Source organism: Streptomyces sp. NPDC002851 (assembly GCF_053591935.1).
The window spans coordinates 29,477-46,791 of the sequence record NZ_JBSFUT010000050.1; the positions used below are offsets into that span (position 1 = coordinate 29,477).

Sequence of the window (17,315 nt, forward strand, 5' to 3'; positions counted from 1 at the left end):
GGGCGCAGCCCCCAGTTCCGGCCACCCCGTACAACGGTGCGGATCGCCTAGCGGTGGGCCCGCCGTCGCGACTGCGTCAGCGCCGCCCCTACTAGGACGATCACCGCACCAACAGGCGTGGACCAGGCCAGCGGCTCGCCGAGCAGCGCGACGCCCGCCGCGGTGGCGATGACCGGGATGAAGTACGTGACCATCTGGGCCGTCGTCGGGCCGACCTCCGCGACCAGGCCGTACTGAAGAAGCACCGCGAGCCCGGTGCCGAGCGCGCCCAGGGCGACGACGGCGAGCAGCGGAAGGAGCGGGAAGCTCGTCGGGGCGGATGTGAACAGCGGGGTCACCAGCGCCAGTTGGGCGGTCGCGAGGAGTAGTTGCGCGCCGGTGAGGGAGAGGTTCGAGTGCGAGCTGCCCGCGAGGGTGCGGCGCACGTAGATCCAGCCGATCGGATAGCTCAGCGAGGCGAGCAGCGCCATCGCCGTACCGCCCGCGTCGAGCCCGCTGAACCCCTGCCAGGCGCCGAGCACCGTGAGCACGCCGAGGAACCCGAGGCCGAGCCCCGCGACCCGGCGCCGGGTCGGCCGGTCCTCGGAGAGCGCGACCAGGGACAACGCCATGCCCCACAGAGGAGAGGTGGCGTTGCAGATGCCCGCGAGCGTGGACGGAATCGTCAACTCCGCGTAGGCGAAGAGCGAGAACGGCAGGGCGTTGAGGAAAAACGCCGCCACCGCCACATGCCCCCACGTACGCAGCCCGCGCGGCAGCCGCTGCCGCCGCGCCACCATCGCCACCGCGAGCACGGCGGTACCGAAGAACAGCCGCCCGAGCGTGACGTGGAACGGCGCGTAGCCCTGCGTACCGACCTTGATGAGCAGAAAGCTGAAGCCCCAGATGAGCGACAGGACGGCGAAACGGAGCCGCCAGTCGAGCGCGGGCCGACGGCGCACAGCGGCAGGAGTAGCAGTGGCAGGAGCACAGGGGCAGGGGCAGGTGCGGGCGGCGGACGCCGGGGCATCGGAAGACTGCCCGAGGTCGGAGGTGACGGAGGCCATGGACGACACTCTGGTGAAGCCGACTTCGTAGAACAAGCGAAATTTGATACGTCGTTCCGCTTAGCATTGCTTACATGTTGAGCCTGGAGCGCCTGCGCACCCTGGATGCCCTCGCCCGGCACGGCTCCGTCAGCGGAGCGGCCGCCGGGCTGCACGTCACCACCTCGGCCGTGTCCCAGCAGATGGCCAAGCTGGAGCGCGAGGTGGGCCAGCAACTGCTCGCCAAGAACGGTCGCGGCATCCGCCTCACCGACGCCGGGCAGCTGCTCGCCGAGCACGCCGGACGGATCCTGTCCCAGGTGGAGCTGGCCCAGTCGGACCTGGAGGCACAGCGCGGCCAAGCCGTCGGCGAACTCCGCGTCGCGGCCTTCCCGACCGCCGCGCGCGGCCTCTTCCCGGCCGCCCTCGTCGCGCTTCACGCCGCCCACCCGGGCCTGCGCGTACGCTCCCACGAGCGCGAGCCGCAGCCCGCCGCCGCCGGAGTGGTCCGCGGCGACCTGGACCTGGCGGTGGTCCTCGACTGGTACAACAAGTCGCTCCCGGTGCCCGAGGGGCTCGTACGGGCGCCGCTCCTGGACGACTTGGTGGACGTGACGCTGCCCGCCGACCACCGGCTCGCCGACAGCGCCGACCTCGACCTCGAGGAACTCGCCGACGAGGACTGGATCACCTGGCCGGAGGGCGCCTTCTGTGCGGACTGGCTGTTCTACACGCTGCGCACCAAGGGCATCGAGCCGCGCCTGTGCCACTGGGCGGAGGAGCACCACACCCAGCTCGCCTATGTCGCGGCCGGGCTCGGCGTCTGCGTCACACCGCGCCTGGGCCGCGGCCAACTCCCCGACGGCGTAAGGGTGGTGCCGGTCCGGCAGCGGATCAGCCGCCATGTGTACGCGGTGTGGCGCGCGGACGCCGACCGGCGGCCGTCGATCCGGGCGGCCGTCGAGGCGCTGCGTACGGCCGGGGCGGCGGTGACGGGGTGAAGCGGTTGGTCAGGTGGTGCGGGAGGCCAGCTTCCGGAAGTCCCACGACGCCACCGTGTCCGGGGTGAGCCGGGCCCAGGCGTGCCGCCCGTCGTGCGGCATGGTGTCGAGGCCGAAGTTCTTCCGCGCGAAGAGCCGCTCGGGCTCCACCAGTTCGGGACACGGCTCGCCGGTGCGCGGGGCCTCGCCGACGAACTCCACGGAACCGGCGAGCTCGACGCCGCGCAGCTCCCCGTACTCCTCGCCCGCGTCCACGACCACGGCGATCCGCGGGTCCCGGCGCAGCTGGGCCCAACGCCTGCTGCGGGTGATGGAGTACAGCCACAACGAGGTGCCGTCCCAGGCGAACCAGAGCGTGCCGGCGTGCGGGGCGCCGTCCGTCGCGACGGTCGCGACCCGGCAGGTGCGCTGCTCGGCCAGGAACGCGTCCAGCTCGTCCGGCGTCATCATGATCTTGCGACCGCGGCGCTGCGTGGTGGCCATGCGTCCTCCCCGATGGCCCTGGGCGGGCCGGTCCGGCACTGCTTTCTGACAGCGTGTCAGGAAATCATGGGGGCTCTTCCGCGCATACGCAATGGGGGCTAGTCTCCGCGACCTGTCCCGACCGTCCTGACCCGTCCGCGCCCGCCCGCCGCACCGTGCTCGTGTCAAGGGGAGAACCATGCCGTCGCCCGAAGCGCTCGCCGAGCTTCTCGACCCCGCCACCACCGCGCTGCTCACCGTCGAGTGCCAGCAGGGCGTCGTCGGCACCGAGAGTGCCCTGCCCGAACTCGCCGAGGAGGCCCGCGGCTCGGGTGCGCTCGGCAACGTCGCCCGGCTCGTGGCCGCCGCGCACACCGTCTCCGTACAGGTGCTGCACGCGGTCGCGGAGCGCCGCCCCGACGGGCGCGGGGCCGGTCGCAACGCGCGTCTGTTCCGCGCGGCGGAGCGGCTGCCCGTGCAGCAGATCGCGGGGACGAAGGCGGTCCGCGTCGCGCCGCCGATCGAGGTCGCGGAGGAGGATCTGGTGGTGCGGCGGCTGCATGGGCTCTCGCCGCTCGCGGGCACGGACGTGGATCCGTTGCTGCGGAATCTGGGGTGCCGGACCTTGATCGTCACTGGGGTCTCGGCCAATGTGGCCGTGCCCAATGCCGTGTTCGACGCGGTGAATCTGGGGTACGAGGTGGTGGTTCCCGCGGATGCGATCGCGGGGGTGCCCGCGGAGTACACGCCCTTGGTGGTGCGGCACACGTTGGCACTGGTCGCGACCGTCACGTCTACGGACGAGGTGCTCGGGGCTTGGAAGGGGGCGCCGCGGGGGTAGTGCAGGGCGCTGAGCGCGCGCGTCGTCGACCGCCGGATGGGCTCAAAGAGCCAACGCCCGCCGCAAGAAACCCAGTTCATGCACCATCAACGCGTCCGCCGTCCCCCGGCCGGAGGCCATGTGCGTCGCCCCCGACAACGGCAGCACGCTGTGCGGGCGCCCCGCCGCAAGCAGCGCGGCGGAGAAGCGGAGCATGTGGGCCACCACCACGTTGTCGTCGGCCAGGCCGTGGACCAGGAGGAGGGGCCGGGTCAGGCGGTGGGCCGCGGCCACCAAGTCGCAGCGCTCGTAATGTTCCGGGGTCACCTCGGGGTGGCCGAGAAAGCGCTCCTTCCAGTACGTGTCGTACAGGCGCAGATCCGTCGGCGCGGCCCCGGCGACCGCCGCGTGGAAGACGTCAGGACGGTGCAGGACCGCGCCCGCGGCGAGGAAGCCGCCGAAGGACCAGCCACGGATCGCGACCCGGTCCAGGTCCAGGTCGCGCCCGGCACGCGCGCGTACGGCCGCGTGCAGCGCATCGACCTGGTCCTCCAGGACGGGCGTCAACTGGTCGCCGTGCACGGCGTTCTCCCAGGCGCGGCCGCGCCCCGGCGTGCCCCGCCCGTCGACCGTGAGCACCGCGAAGCCCTGGTCCGCGAACCACTGCGAGACCGCCGCCCACCAGCCCCGGGCCCGCTGCACGAGCTGAAGACCGGGCCCGGAGTACGAGTTGACCAGGACCGGAAGCCGTCCGTCGCCCGGCTCGTGGCCGGTCGGCAGGTGCAGGTTCGTGCGCAGCTCGCGCTCGCCGAGGTGAAGCAGGGTGGGTGCCACGCGCACCAGGGGCTCTTCCGCCCGTACGGCGATCCGGCCCGCGGGTTGTCCGTCGCGCAGCACCGTGACGGTGTGCCCGTCGGCGGTACGACTGTCCAGAACCATGGCCGGGCCGTTCGCGCTGGCCGTGTGCACCCCGGGCTCCGTGGTGAGGCGGGTGGCGCCGTCCCCGGGCGTGTACGACCAGACGTGCACCTCGGTCGGCTCCTCGCTCGCGGTGAACAGGACCCGCTCGCCGACCGTGCCCAGGACCTCGTGGACCTGAAGGCCGGGCGGTGTCGCTGTGTTTCCGACGCCCCCGACGCCCCCGACGCCCCCGACGCCCTCGACGTACCCGACGCGCAGCCCGCAGGTGTCCCCGGTGACGGAGGTCAGGACCGGGGTCCCCGAAGCGGTGCGCACCGGGGTGCCCGGCAGGAGCCGCACCCAGGCGTCGTCGGTGCGGTGGTGCAGGAGCCGGGTCGCGCCGCTGTCCGGGTTCACGGCGTAGAGCAACTCGGAGCGCTGGTCCCGGGATTGGAGCACCACCAGCGGACCGTGCGCGTCCCAGGCCGCGCCGGTCACGTACTCCAGGGCGGGGTCCATCCAGGTGCCCGCGGGGTGCCGCTCGCCCGGGGCCGACGCGGGCGTACGCACCCGTACGCGCGTGCCGTCCAGGGCAAGGACATACAGCTCCGTCACGGCGTTGGCGGTGCCCGCCGCCGGGTACCGCACCGCGCGCGGCGGCCGCTCCGGGTGCGCCGGGTCGGACAGATACCAGCGCCGCACCGGAGCCGTGTCCACGCGCGTAACGAGCAGGGCGGTGCCGTCCGGCGCCCACCAGAAGCCGCGCGGGCGGCCGATGGACTCCGCCGCGACATGGTCGGCGAGCCCGTACGTCACATCCGCCGACTCCGGGTCCGCGAGCAGCCGGTCGTCCCCGCCGTCATCGAGGCGTACGACGCGCAGGGCCCCGCCGGAGACGTACGCGACCCGGCTCCCGTCCGGCGACGGGCGCGGGTCGAAGACCGGCCCCGCCGTCGGGATACGGCGCGGCGGTATGTCCTGGGCCACCGTACCCCCCGTACCGACCACCCACAGGGCCCCGCCCAGCGAAAACGCCACCACGCGCGCGTGCCGGTCGGTCGCGTACGCCACCACCCCCTCAGACGCCTCCCGCGCCCGCTCCCGACGCACCCGCTCCGCCTCCGGCACCGCACCGCCCAGGTTGAGCACCGCCGGGTCGGCCACCAGCCGTTCCTTGCCGTTTTCGTGCACCCATAGGCGGCTGACCGGATCGTCGCCTCCAGTAGTGCGCAGAAAGACCACGCGCTCCCCGTCAGGGGAGACCGAAAACGCCCGCGGAACCCCGAGCGCGAAGCGGCGCGTGCGGGCGAACTGACGGGGAAAGGCAAGGTCTGCCATGGCGGACACGCTGTCAGACACTGTCAGATACCGACAGACACTGCCACGGAAAATCCCGGTCGAACACCCCTGATCCGCGGCGTAGCCTGGCCCGATGCTCACCGAAGTCAGCGCGACCCGCTACGTCACGCCCTTGCGTGAGGGCGGCTCGCTCCCCGGCATCGTCGAGGCCGACGATCTCGGCACGTACGTCATGAAGTTCACCGGCGCGGGGCAGGGCCGCAAGACGCTCGTCGCGGAGGTCATCTGCGGGCAGTTGGCGCGCGGGCTCGGGCTGCGGATTCCCGACCTGGCGCAGATTCAACTGGACCCCGTGCTCGGGCTTTCCGAGCCGGACCAGGAGGTGCAGGAGCTGCTCAAGGCGAGCGGTGGCCTCAACCTCGGCATGGACTACCCTGCCGGGCTCGATCGGCTTCGACCCGCTCGCGTACGAGGTGACGGCCGCGGAGGCCGGGCGCGTGGTGTGGTTCGACGCGCTGATCAACAACGTCGACCGCTCCTGGCGCAACCCCAACATGCTGGTGTGGCACGGCGACCTGTGGCTCATCGACCACGGCGCGAGCATGATCTGGCACCACAACTGGCCGACCGCGCCGCGCGCCGCCGAGAAGCCGTACGACGCCTCCGACCACGCCCTCGCGCCGTTCGGCCCGGACGTCGCGGCCGCGGCCGCCGAGCTCGCCCCGAAGGTCACCGAGGAGCTGCTCACCGAGGTCGCCGCGGACGTGCCCGACGAGTGGCTGGTGGACGAGCCCGGCTTCGAGCACCCCGACGAGCTGCGCCGCGCGTACGTCGACGTGCTGCACGCGCGCGTGGCGGGGCTGCACGAGCGGATCACGCTCGGGCCGCGCCAGGAGCGGAAGTCCTCCGGCGCGCCCGGCTGGCTGACCGACCACGTCGGCGCCTGGCCGCACCCCACCCGGGCCGAGCAGAGCGGGAAGGACGCGGGCCGGTGACCGAGCGCGATGTGTACGAGTACGCGCTGCTGCGCGTGGTGCCGCGGGTCGAGCGCGGCGAGCAGTTCAACGCCGGGGTCGTCGTCTACTGCCGCAACCGCGGCTTCGTGGCCGCCCGCACCCACCTCGACGAGACCAAGCTGCGGGCCCTCGACCCCAACGCCGACGTGACCGGCGTACGGGCCGCGCTGCACGCCGTCGAGGGCATCTGCCACGGCGGCGAAGAGGCCGGGCAGGCCGCGCACGACAACCCCGGACGGCGCTTCCGCTGGCTGATCGCACCGCGCTCGACCGTGGTCCAGCCCGGCCCGGTCCACACCGGCCTCACCACCGACCCGGAGGCGGAGGTGGAGCGGCTGCTCGACCTCCTGGTCCGCTGATCCGGCGCGGGCCGCCGAGCACGCCGAGAATGCCGCCATGATCAAGCCCTGGCACCCGATGGGCCGTTGACACCGGGTGCCAGGGCTTCTAGCGTCTCGTCCACTGAGGGTACTAAGCGGTCGCTCACTGAGCGGAGCGACCCCGCCGCAGTCGATCCGTCTTCAGGTGAGGAGAACCCGCATGTCCACCACCGAGCAGCGCGTCGCCGTCGTCACGGGAGCCGCGCGCGGAATCGGCGCCGCCACCGCCGTACGTCTGGCCGAGGAGGGCCGGGCCGTGGCCGTGCTCGACCTCGACGAGGCCGCCTGCAAGGAGACCGTCGAGAAGATCACGGCCGCCGGCGGCAAGGCGATCGCGGTCGGCTGCGACGTCTCCGACGAGGCGCAGGTCGAGGCGGCCGTCGCGCGCGTGGCCGAGGAGCTCGGCGCGCCGTCGATCCTGGTCAACAACGCCGGCGTACTCCGCGACAACCTGCTGTTCAAGATGAGCGCGGCCGACTGGGACATGGTCATGAACGTGCATCTGCGCGGCGCCTTCCTGATGTCCCGGGCCTGCCAGAAGCACATGGTGGACGCGGGCTTCGGCCGGGTCGTGAACCTCTCCTCGTCCTCCGCGCTCGGCAACCGCGGCCAGGTCAACTACTCCGCCGCCAAGGCCGGTCTGCAGGGCTTCACCAAGACCCTCGCCAAGGAGCTCGGCAAGTTCGGCATCACCGCCAACTCCGTCGCCCCGGGCTTCATCGTCACCGAGATGACCAAGTCCACCGCCGACCGCGTCGGCATGGGCTTCGAGGACTTCCAGGCCGCGGCCGCCACCCAGATCCCGGTGCAGCGCGTCGGGAAGCCCGAGGACATCGCCAACGCCATCGCCTTCTTCACCGGCGAGGCGGCGGGCTTCGTCTCCGGGCAGGTCCTGTACGTGGCGGGCGGCCCGCTCGACTGACGTACGCCTCCGGACCGACGTACGAAACGCGCAGAACGTAAAGGACACAGCAGATGACGGTGCAGGACAGCGGCAGGGCCGCGCTCGTCACGGGTGCGAGCCGCGGTATCGGGTACGGCATCGCCGAGGCGCTGGTCGCCCGCGGTGACCGGGTGTGCATCACCGGGCGGAACGAGGACACCCTCAAGGAGGCGGTCCAGCGGCTCGGCGCGGACCGGGTGATCGGCGTCGCGGGCAAGGCGCACGACGAGGCGCACCAGGCCGTCGCCGTGGAGCGGGCCATGGAGGCGTTCGGGCGGCTCGACTTCCTGATCAACAACGCCGGTACGAACCCGGTATTCGGGCCGATCGCCGAGCTCGACCTCAATGTGGCGCGCAAGGTGTACGAGACCAATGTGATCTCGGCGCTCGGCTTCGCCCAGCAGACCTGGAAGGCCTGGCAGAAGGAGCACGGCGGCGCGATCGTGAACATCGCGTCCGTCGCCGGGGTCGCGGCCTCGCCGTTCGTCGGCGCGTACGGGATGAGCAAGGCCGCCATGGTCAATCTGACGCTTCAGCTGGCGCACGAGTTCGCGCCGCAGGTGCGGGTCAACGCGATCGCCCCCGCGGTGGTCAAGACGAAGTTCGCGCAGGCCCTCTACGAGGGACGGGAGGAGGAGGCGGCCGCCTCCTACCCGCTCGGTAGGCTCGGGGTGCCGGAGGACATCGGCGGCGCCGCGGCGTTCCTCACCTCGGAGCAGGCCGACTGGATCACCGGCCAGACCCTGGTCGTGGACGGCGGAATGTTCCTTAATGCGGGCGTTGGCTGATAAAACCGAACCGGGCGGTCCAATAGCGGACCGATAGTGCTTTACCGGACGTCCTGGGGCATCAAGTGCCCCGCTGGGCCTGTGGGTTGGCTCGGCGGGGCGCTGCGGTAGTGTGCGGCAACCCCCCATGGCGTGGTTGATCGAGGAGCGTGCGCGTGTTCAACCGGACCCGAAGTCTGCAGGCCGCTGCAGTTCTTGCGTCCATATCCCTGCTCTCGGGATGCGGCCTTGTGTCCTCCGGCGACTCCGAAGAGGAGCAGCCGATCGTGGTCGGCACCACCAGTGCGCCCACCGGCCTTGACCCTGCGGCTGCCTGGAACGGCTCCTGGGAGCTGTACCGGAACATCTACCAGACCCTGGTCAGCTTCCCGACCGGGGCCTCGTCCCCGGAGCCGGACGCGGCCGAGAGTTGCGCCTTCACGGACGGCACCAACCGTACATACCGGTGCGAACTGCGCGAAGGGCTCACCTTCTCGGACGGCAACTCGCTGGACGCCAAGGCCGTGAAGCACTCCATCGACCGGATCCGCACCATCGACGTCAAGGGCGGCCCCGCGGGCCTGCTCGGCAGCCTGGACAAGGTCACGACGAAGGGTGACCGGCAGGTCACCTTCCACCTCAAGAAGGCCGACGCGACCTTCCCGTTCGTCCTGGCCACGCCCGCCATGTCGATCGTCGACCCGGCCGAGTACCCGGCGAACAAGCTCCGCGAGGGCGACGAGATCAACGGCTCCGGGCCGTACGTCCTCGACTCGTACGACGGGCAAGAGGCCGAGCTCGTCAAGAACGAGCACTACAAGGGCGCCGCCGAGCGCAAGAACAACGCCGTCACCATCCGCTACTTCAAGAAGTCCACCGCCATGGTGAGCGCCCTGAAGGAGAAGCGGATCGACGTCACCTACCGTGGTCTGACCTCGCAGGACATCGTCGACCTGCAGGGCAAGAACGCGAGCCAGGGGCTCCAGCTGGTCGAGGGCGCCGGCACCGAGACCCGCTTCCTGGTCTTCAACCCGAAGGACAAGTGGGCCGGCAACCAGGCGGTGCGCAAGGCCGTCGCCCAGGTCATCGACCGCGGCGCCATCGCGCACAACGTCTACAAGGACACCGTCGAACCGCTCTACTCGATGGTCCCGCAGGGCGTGGCCGGTCACACCACCGGCTTCTTCGACCGGTACGGCAAGCCCAGCGCCGCCAAGGCCAAGTCGATCCTCGCGGACGCGGGGATCAACGAGACGGTGCCGCTCACCCTCTGGTACACCACGGACCGCTACGGCTCGGTGACCAAGGACGAGTTCGAGGAGATCAAGCGCCAGCTGGAGAAGTCCGAGCTCTTCGACGTCACGCTCGAAGGCCGTCCCTGGGAGGACTTGGAGAAGGGGTTCAGCAAGGGCGAGTACCCCGTGTTCGGCCGCGGCTGGTTCCCCGACTTCCCGGACGCCGAGAACTTCATCGCGCCGTTCGTCGGCAAGCAGAACGCTCTTGGAACGCCGTACGAGACCTCGAAGATCACCGACGAGCTGCTTCCGCAGTCCCGCCGCGAGAGCGACCGGGGCGCCGTGGTCAAGGAGTTCGAGCAGGCCCAGGAGATCCTCCTGAACGATGTGCGCCTGCTGCCGGTCTGGCAGGGCAAGCAGTACGTGGCCGCGAGCGAGGACATCGCCGGTGGTGAGCGGGCCCTTGACCCGTCGACGATCATGATGATGTGGGAGCTGAGCCGGAAGACCAGCTGGTAGTCGCGGCCGGGACGGTGGCCGTGGACCGAGCCCGGTCACGGCCACCGTCCCGCGTTGTCAGTGGCCGACGGTAGGTTCAGTGGAGCTAACTGACCACACACCGGAGGTTGTTGACGTGACGGACCCCTCGATGCTCCCCGAGTCCTGGCGCGAGGTGCTCGGCGAAGAGCTCCAGAAGCCCTACTTCAAGGAACTCACCGAGTTCGTGGAGGAGGAGCGGGCGAAGGGTCCCGTCTACCCGCCGCGCGAGGAGGTCTTCGCCGCCCTGGAGGCCACGCCGTACGAGAAGGTGAAGGTCCTGGTCCTCGGCCAGGACCCGTACCACGGCGAGGGGCAGGGCCACGGCCTGTGCTTCTCGGTGCGGCCCGGTGTGAAGACCCCGCCGTCGCTGCGGAACATCTACAAGGAGATGCACGCCGAGCTCGGCACCCCCATTCCGGACAACGGCTATCTGATGCCCTGGGCCCGCCAGGGCGTGCTGCTGCTCAACGCGGTGCTCACGGTCCGGGCCGGTGAGGCCAACTCCCATAAGGGCAAGGGCTGGGAGAAGTTCACGGACGCGGTGATCCGCGCCGTCGCCGAGCGGCCCGACCCGGCGGTCTTCGTGCTCTGGGGCAACTACGCGCAGAAGAAGCTCCCGCTGATCGACACCGAGCGGCACGTCGTGGTGAAGGGCGCCCACCCCTCGCCGCTCTCGGCGAAGAAGTTCTTCGGCTCGCACCCCTTCACGCAGATCAACGAGGCGGTGGCGGCCCAGGGCCACGAGCCGATCGACTGGCGCATTCCGGACTACGCGGAGGCCGGCTACTGAGCGGCCCGCCCGACACGGGGGCACTGCCGCCGTATGCCCGCGCCCGACCGGCGTTCGTCCCGGGCGGCGGTTAGCGTCGTCCCGGCGGGCAACGGCTGGGGAAGGTGCGTGAGGGCGCGGTGGCTGAGCGGCAGGAGCGGGCGGCGGAGGACGCGGTCCTGGCCCGGGCGGGGCAGGCGGTCATGCTGCACCACGCCGGGGACCGCGAGGAGGCCCGTAAGCGGTTCCTGGACCTCTGGGCGGAGATCGGCGAGGACGGCGATCCGCTGCACCGCGTCACCGTCGCGCACTACATCGCCGACACCCAGGACGAACCGGCCGACGAGCTGGCCTGGGACCTGCGCGCGCTGACCGCGGCCGAGTCGCTCACCGAGGAGCGCCTCGGCCGCGCCTTCTCCCCGTCCCTGCACCTGAACCTCGCCGCCGACTATCTGAAGCTCGCCCGCGAGGACGAGGCCCGCAGGCACCTGCGGTGTGCCCGCGCGGCTCTGGATGCCCTGGACGACGACGCGTCCCGGACCGGGGTCCGTGCCGCCCTGGAACGGCTTGAGCGGCGGCTCGGCTAGGGCCTGTCCGATGGGTCAGGCCGGCTGAGGTGGGCGGTGCCTGTCCGTGTGGCCGGGAGCGGCGTCTGGTGCGCTCCGCCGCTGTGCGGCTCCGCCTCGCCTCTTTGATTCGTCCTTCGGATGGCGAGCAGCGGCTGCAAGGCGGAGGAGGGGGTGCCGTCATCCGGGGGCTGCGCCCCCAGACCCCCCTTTCGCCCCTAGGCCAGGGGGTGGCGCGTAGCGCCTCGGTTGAGGGTGGTGGTGGGAGACGGGTGGGCAGGGCTCGTCCTCAAACGCCGGACGGGCTGAATTGTTGCCCAGCATCCCCCGCAGAAGTTCACGGAAGCCCACCGTCAGCTCCGCCTCCGAGGGCACCTCCGCGTGGAACGACCCCGCCGAGCAGGAGAACAGGATGCCCTCGCACCACGCCACCAGGGACAGCGTGTGCCGCTCCGGATCCGGCGAGCCGAGCGCCCGCAGCAGCGCCGTCACCGGCTCGCGGAACTGTCGGCCCGCCCGGTCGTAATAGGCCCGCAGCTCCGGCCTGCGGGTGGCCTCCAGGGCCAACTCGTAGCGCGAGACGACCAGTTCGCGCTCCCGCGTGAGCGAGCGGTGCAGGGCCAGGGCGAGGCTCTCGGCCACGCCCTCCACGCCGCTCTCCGGACTCGGTGACTCCGTCGGCGTGAGCAGCCGCGCCTCCCGCTCGGCCTGGCGCCGTACCGCCGTCTCCAGGAGCGCGAGCCGGGTGCGGGCGTGGTTCGACGTGGAGCCCTGCGGCAGCCCGGCCGCCTCGTCCACGGCGCGGTGCGTGAGCCCGCGCATGCCGCGCTCGGCGAGCAGGGCGAGGGCGGTGTCGGCGATGAGTTCGGCGCGGGTGGCGGCGCCGGTGGAGCGTACGGCCATGGGAGCACTCTACTCACGATCACTACATGTGTAGTACTGTCGGGGCAGGTGCTCACTACAGGTGTAGTTCCGCGTGGTTGCGCGAGAAGGAGGAGTGTCATGGCCCGTGCACTCGTGATCGGAGGCGGCATCGGTGGGCTCACCGCGGCCGCCGCACTGCACCAGGAGGGCTGGGACGTGACCGTCGTGGAGCGCGCCGTGTCCCTCGAACCGGTCGGCGCGGGCATCTCGCTCTCGCCCAACGCCCAGCGCGCCCTCGACGTCATCGGGCTCGGGGACGAGATCCGCGCGCTGGCCGCCTGGCAGGGCGACGGCGGCCTGCGCACCCCCGCAGGTCGCTGGCTCTCGCGCACCAGCAGCAAGGATCTGGCCGAGCGGTTCGGCGGCTCGCTCGTGCTCCTGCACCGCGCCACCCTGGTCGACGCGCTCCGCTCCCGGCTGCCGCGCGAGGCCGTGCGCACCGGGCAGGCCGCGTCCCTCGTCGACGCGGGCGGACCGGTGCGGCCCGCCGTGGTGGCCACGCCGGACGGCGCGTTGACGGCGGACCTGGTGGTCGGCGCGGACGGCATCCACTCGCGGGTGCGCGGGGCGCTGTTCCCGGACCACCCCGGCCCGGCGTACTCCGGATTCACCACCTGGCGCGTCGTGGTGCCCGCGCTCGAGCGGCCCTTCGGGTCGCACGAGACCTGGGGGAGAGGCGAGTTGTGGGGCTCGCATCCGATGAAGGACAGCACGGTGTACGCGTACGCCGCCGCGGGCGTCCCGGCGGGCGGGCGCGTGCCCGACGACGAACGCGAGGAGCTGCTGCGCCGGTTCGGGGACTGGCACCGGCCCATCCCGGACATCCTGGCCGCGGCACGGCCCGAGCAAGTTCTGCGCAACGACGTGTACTTCATGCGCGAGGCGCTGCCCGCCTACCACTCGGGCCGGGTCGCACTGCTCGGTGACGCCGCGCACGCCATGACGCCCAGCCTCGGCCAGGGCGGCAATCAGGCCATCGAGGACGCCGTCGTGCTCGCCCACCACGCCCGCCCGGACGCCACGCTCGACGCGGCCCTCGCGGCGTACACGGCGGACCGCCTGCCGCGCACCATGGCCGTCGTCCGCAAGGCGTACACGATGGGCCGGGTCAACACGACGCCGATCGGGCGCCCCGCCGAGTTCCTGCGCAACGCGCTGATCGCGGGCGTCGACCGCCTGGGCCCCAACCTGGTGGCCCGCACCTTCGACGGCATCGTCGACTGGCGGCCGCCGCAACGCACGTATGCTGCCGGGGCGGAGCGGGACGCCGCCGCACAGCGCCCGTAGCGTCCGTGGCGCTTGCAGTGCCCGTAGTGCCGAAACGGTCGCCACTACAGAAGCGGCGGCGGGCGGATCGGTCGCTACAAGAGAAGCGACGCACAGCGAAACGCGACGCACGGCGAGAACCGCCACGAACACACGGCCACGAACACACGGCCACGAACACAGGGAGACGGACGTGAAGGTCGGCTGCATCGGGCTCGGGGACATCGCGCAGAAGGCGTATCTGCCGGTGCTCGGCACGCTGCCGGGGGCCGAGCTGCATCTGCAGACCCGCTCCCCGGCCACGCTCGCCCGGGTCGCGGCCGCCCACCACGTCCCCGAGGAGCGCTGCCACACAGATCTGGACGGGCTGCTCGCGCAGGGCCTCGACGCGGCGTTCGTACACGCGCCGACCGCCGTGCACCCGGAGATCGTCGGGCGCCTCCTGGAGGCCGGGGTCGCGACGTATGTCGACAAGCCGCTCGCGTACGAACTCGCCGACTCCGAGCGCCTGGTGGCCCTCGCCGAGGAGCGCGGCACCAGCCTCGCCGTCGGCTTCAACCGCCGCTTCGCACCCGGCTACGCGCAGTGCGCCGAGCACCCGCGCGAGCTGATCCTGATGCAGAAGAACCGCATCGGCCTGCCCGAGGACCCGCGCACGCTCGTCCTCGACGACTTCATCCACGTCGTCGACACGCTGCGGTTCCTGGTGCCGGGGCCGGTCGACGACATCTCGGTCCGGGCCCGCGTCGTGGGCGGCCTCATGCACCACGTGGTGCTGCAACTGGGCGGCGAGGGCTTCACCGCGATCGGCGTCATGAACCGGCTCAGCGGCTCGACCGAGGAGATCCTGGAGGTCTCCGGGCAGGACAGCAAGCGCGAGGTGCGCAACCTCGCCGAGGTCATCGACCACAAGGGCCAGCCCAGCGTCCGGCGGCGCGGCGACTGGGTGTCGGTGGCCCGGCAGCGCGGCATCGAACAGGCCGTGCACGCCTTCCTGGACGCGGTGCGAGCGGGCAAGGCGCTCAGCGCACGGGATGCTCTGGCGACCCATGAGCTGTGCGAGCGGGTGGTGGAGCGGGCGGTCGCGGGCGCCGACCGGAACCTCTGAACATCCGGATCGCCTCGACCGCGCACAGCACGGCAAGTGCCGCGAGCGACCCGTACACCGTCCAGTCGCCGAACCGTACGTACGGCGTGGTTCCGGTGGCGAGCGGTACGTCGTAGACCGCGGCCGTGGACTCGTCCGTGCCGAGCGGGGCGCCGATGCGCTCGCCGTCCGGGCCGTACACCGCGGAGACCCCGGTGAGCGTGGCGTGCACGAAGGGGCGGCCGGTCTCGGCGGCGCGCAGTGCGGCGAGCGAGGCGTGCTGCGCGGGGGCCCAACTGCCCTGGAACGTCGAGGTCGCGGACTGGGCGAGAAGGACCTGGGCGCCGTCGCGGGTGAGGTGGCGGCTCATGTCGGGGAACGCCGACTCGAAGCAGACCAGCGGGCCGACCCGCGGCCCGCCTGCCACCGGCAGCACCACCGGGGCCGTGCCGCGCCTGCGGTCCTCCTCCGCGGCCTTGCCGACGAAGGTGGCCCAGCCGAGCACCGCACGGGCCGGTATGTACTCGCCGAACGGCACGAGCCGCATCTTGTCGTAGCGCGCGCCGGTCGGCCCGTCCGGGCCCACGAGCAGCGCGGACTTGAAGATTCCGGGCTTGTCGGAGCGGCGTGCGTCCACGTTCACGAGGATCTGGGCGTCCACCTCACGGGAGAGCGCCGCGATCCGGTCGGCGAGGTCGGGGCGGTCGGCGAGGTCGGACCCGACGCTGCTCTCGCCCCAGACCACCAGGTCGAGCTCGCGCCCGGCGAGCCCCCGGGTGAGCGCCTCCTCGCGGTCGAAGCGCGCCGCGGCGCCGCCCACCCCGTTGTTCACGCCGGGCTGTACGACGGCGATCCGGACGGTGCCCGCGCCGTCCCGGTCCGGGCGCGGCGCCCACAGCCACGCGGCGCCGGTCACCAGGGCCGCGGCGACGAGCCCGGCGGTCGCGGGGGTCCGGGCCGCGCGCTCCGTGACGAGCAGGGCGAGCCCGGTGTTCACCGCCACGACCAGGAGACTGATCAGCCATACGCCGCCGACCGACGCCACCCGCAGAGCCGGGCCGACCTGCCACTGGCTGGACCCGAGCAGCCCCCACGGACCGCCCAACCCCTCCCAGGACCGGACGAGTTCGATCACCAGCCAGCCCGAGGGCACGAGCACCAGGGCGGCCGCCGCCCGACGCCACGAGAGCGCCCGGGCGCCGAGCAGATGGTGCACGAGCCGCCCCCACGGCGCCCAGAGCAGCCCGAGCAGCGCCGCTATCACCAGCGTGAACACATGCAGGCTCGGCAGCAGCCAGTGGTGCACCGCGAACATGAAGCCGATCCCACCGAGCCAGCCGTCGTACATGGCCCGCCGCGCGGTCGGCGCGGACCGGATGAGCAGCAGCCACGGCACGAGGGCGACGTACGCGAACCACCACCAGTTCGGCTCGGGGAACGTGAGCACGGGCAGTGCCCCGCAGAGCACCGCGGCCCCGCCCCGCCACCATGGGGATGACAGGAGCGCAGGCCCTGTCTTCACACTCCGGCCCGCCCCGCGCCCTCCGCGATCCTCGGTCGTGCCTGCAGCGACGTCCATATACCGCGCCTCCCCGGCCCTGGATGCCCGGTGCACACGTCCAGTGTGCGCGCCCGCGGCGATCTCCGACAGAGGGCCTGGTGCGGCCCGCGTCAGGGGCCGGTGCGGTGGTCAGCCCGTACGACGCCACTTTTCGTGCACGGTGAGCCGGGTGATGCGCCAGCCGACCGGCGTACGCAGGAAGGAGAAGGCGTACCGGCCGCCGCACTCGAAGTCCGGGGCCCCGCCGCGACCGTCCGTACGCATCGGGTTGGTGTAGTCGGCCTGGAGCTCGGCGGTGTCGCCGATGTCCCCCTCCGGGTAGTCGAGGCGGAGGCGGCGGTTCACGATCAGGTGCTGGCGCATCGGCAGGGCGAGGAGGGACTCGGCCAGCCAGTCGGCCACGTCGTCCGCGGTCCCCTCGATGCCACCGGCCGAGCGGTAGTCGGCGCGCCCGTCCGGCGCGAACAGCCTCCGGTAGGCGGCCCAGTCGCCGTCGTCGACGGCGATCGCGTAGTCGGTGACGAGTTCGTCAATGGCTAGGCGGTCCATCACGGTCGCGAGATCCACGCGCTGCGTCATTGACTCAGTCTTGTCCGCCACGGGCGCGAGGCCAAGGGGTGTGCGCAACCGTTGTTCAACACGGCGTTCAACACGACCTGCGCCATGGCGCCCGACGTCGCCCGACGCGCCGCTCCGCCTCCGACTCCCGGGCGAGCGCCGCGACGTTCTGCGCCTGGGTGACGGCATCGGCTGC

Annotated in this window: 15 protein-coding genes and 2 pseudogenes; 11 read left to right on the plus strand and 6 right to left on the minus strand. The window is 72.0% G+C overall.

What is annotated here, in order from left to right; all coding sequences use genetic code 11:
* Positions 1-47: 47 nt before the first annotated feature.
* Positions 48-1,046, minus strand: coding sequence for a DMT family transporter (locus ACWD10_RS34600; RefSeq protein ID WP_451097647.1), 999 nt, complete (start codon positions 1,044-1,046; stop codon positions 48-50).
* 74 nt (positions 1,047-1,120) lie between these two features.
* Between ACWD10_RS34600 and ACWD10_RS34605 the strand changes: the two genes are divergently transcribed.
* Positions 1,121-2,026 carry a LysR family transcriptional regulator gene (locus tag ACWD10_RS34605; protein WP_451097648.1) on the plus strand — a complete coding sequence of 302 codons (906 nt, stop codon included), beginning with the start codon at positions 1,121-1,123 and terminating at the stop codon, positions 2,024-2,026.
* Between the two features lie 9 nt (positions 2,027-2,035).
* Here the strand turns inward: ACWD10_RS34605 and ACWD10_RS34610 are convergent, their stop codons facing one another.
* On the minus strand, positions 2,036-2,509 hold the full coding sequence (locus tag ACWD10_RS34610) for a pyridoxamine 5'-phosphate oxidase family protein (RefSeq protein WP_451097649.1): 474 nt from the start codon (positions 2,507-2,509) through the stop codon (positions 2,036-2,038).
* 178 nt (positions 2,510-2,687) lie between these two features.
* Between ACWD10_RS34610 and ACWD10_RS34615 the strand changes: the two genes are divergently transcribed.
* Complete coding sequence (locus ACWD10_RS34615; RefSeq protein WP_451097650.1) at positions 2,688-3,329, plus strand: cysteine hydrolase; 642 nt, start codon at positions 2,688-2,690, stop codon at positions 3,327-3,329.
* A gap of 42 nt (positions 3,330-3,371) precedes the next feature.
* Here the strand turns inward: ACWD10_RS34615 and ACWD10_RS34620 are convergent, their stop codons facing one another.
* Positions 3,372-5,546, minus strand: a complete 2,175-nt coding sequence (locus ACWD10_RS34620; protein WP_451097651.1) for a prolyl oligopeptidase family serine peptidase — start codon at positions 5,544-5,546, stop codon at positions 3,372-3,374.
* Positions 5,547-5,640: 94 nt separating this feature from the next.
* On the opposite strand from ACWD10_RS34620, the pseudogene ACWD10_RS34625 reads away from it, so the two are divergent.
* The 7 genes and pseudogenes from ACWD10_RS34625 to ACWD10_RS34655 all read left to right on the plus strand — a co-directional run bounded on the left by ACWD10_RS34625 (position 5,641) and on the right by ACWD10_RS34655 (position 11,744).
* Positions 5,641-6,502, plus strand: a pseudogene (locus ACWD10_RS34625) (HipA family kinase).
* Positions 6,499-6,882, plus strand: coding sequence for a DUF3037 domain-containing protein (locus tag ACWD10_RS34630; RefSeq protein ID WP_451097652.1), 384 nt, complete (start codon positions 6,499-6,501; stop codon positions 6,880-6,882). Before ACWD10_RS34625 ends, ACWD10_RS34630 begins: the two are co-directional and overlap by 4 nt.
* A 181-nt stretch (positions 6,883-7,063) precedes the next feature.
* On the plus strand, positions 7,064-7,825 hold the full coding sequence (gene fabG, locus ACWD10_RS34635; RefSeq protein ID WP_451097653.1) for a 3-oxoacyl-ACP reductase FabG: 762 nt from the start codon (positions 7,064-7,066) through the stop codon (positions 7,823-7,825).
* A 53-nt stretch (positions 7,826-7,878) separates the two neighbouring features.
* Positions 7,879-8,634, plus strand: a complete 756-nt coding sequence (locus tag ACWD10_RS34640; protein ID WP_451097654.1) for an SDR family oxidoreductase — start codon at positions 7,879-7,881, stop codon at positions 8,632-8,634.
* 155 nt (positions 8,635-8,789) lie between these two features.
* Positions 8,790-10,367 carry an ABC transporter substrate-binding protein gene (locus ACWD10_RS34645; protein WP_451097655.1) on the plus strand — a complete coding sequence of 526 codons (1,578 nt, stop codon included), beginning with the start codon at positions 8,790-8,792 and terminating at the stop codon, positions 10,365-10,367.
* A 115-nt stretch (positions 10,368-10,482) separates the two neighbouring features.
* Positions 10,483-11,178: a uracil-DNA glycosylase gene (locus ACWD10_RS34650; RefSeq protein ID WP_451097656.1), complete on the plus strand. Its 696-nt coding sequence runs from the start codon at positions 10,483-10,485 to the stop codon at positions 11,176-11,178.
* A 119-nt stretch (positions 11,179-11,297) separates the two neighbouring features.
* Entirely contained in the window at positions 11,298-11,744 is a 447-nt protein-coding gene (locus ACWD10_RS34655; RefSeq protein WP_451097657.1) for a hypothetical protein, read from the plus strand.
* Between the two features lie 291 nt (positions 11,745-12,035).
* Here the strand turns inward: ACWD10_RS34655 and ACWD10_RS34660 are convergent.
* Positions 12,036-12,626: pseudogene (locus ACWD10_RS34660) on the minus strand (TetR/AcrR family transcriptional regulator); the annotation flags it as partial.
* Between the two features lie 99 nt (positions 12,627-12,725).
* Here ACWD10_RS34660 and ACWD10_RS34665 point away from each other — a divergent pair.
* Together ACWD10_RS34665 and ACWD10_RS34670 are read left to right on the plus strand one after the other, a co-directional pair.
* Complete coding sequence (locus tag ACWD10_RS34665) at positions 12,726-13,934, plus strand: FAD-dependent monooxygenase (RefSeq protein WP_451097658.1); 1,209 nt, start codon at positions 12,726-12,728, stop codon at positions 13,932-13,934.
* Positions 13,935-14,106: 172 nt separating this feature from the next.
* Positions 14,107-15,021: a Gfo/Idh/MocA family protein gene (locus ACWD10_RS34670; RefSeq protein WP_451097659.1), complete on the plus strand. Its 915-nt coding sequence runs from the start codon at positions 14,107-14,109 to the stop codon at positions 15,019-15,021.
* Here ACWD10_RS34670 and lnt read toward each other — a convergent pair.
* Positions 14,936-16,579: an apolipoprotein N-acyltransferase gene (lnt, locus tag ACWD10_RS34675; RefSeq protein WP_451097660.1), complete on the minus strand. Its 1,644-nt coding sequence runs from the start codon at positions 16,577-16,579 to the stop codon at positions 14,936-14,938. The two genes, ACWD10_RS34670 and lnt, sit on opposite strands and share 86 nt — an antisense overlap.
* Positions 16,580-16,690: 111 nt before the next feature.
* A complete protein-coding gene (locus ACWD10_RS34680; protein ID WP_451097661.1) occupies positions 16,691-17,140 on the minus strand; it encodes a nuclear transport factor 2 family protein in 450 nt (149 codons plus the stop codon).
* Positions 17,141-17,315 lie beyond the last annotated feature (175 nt).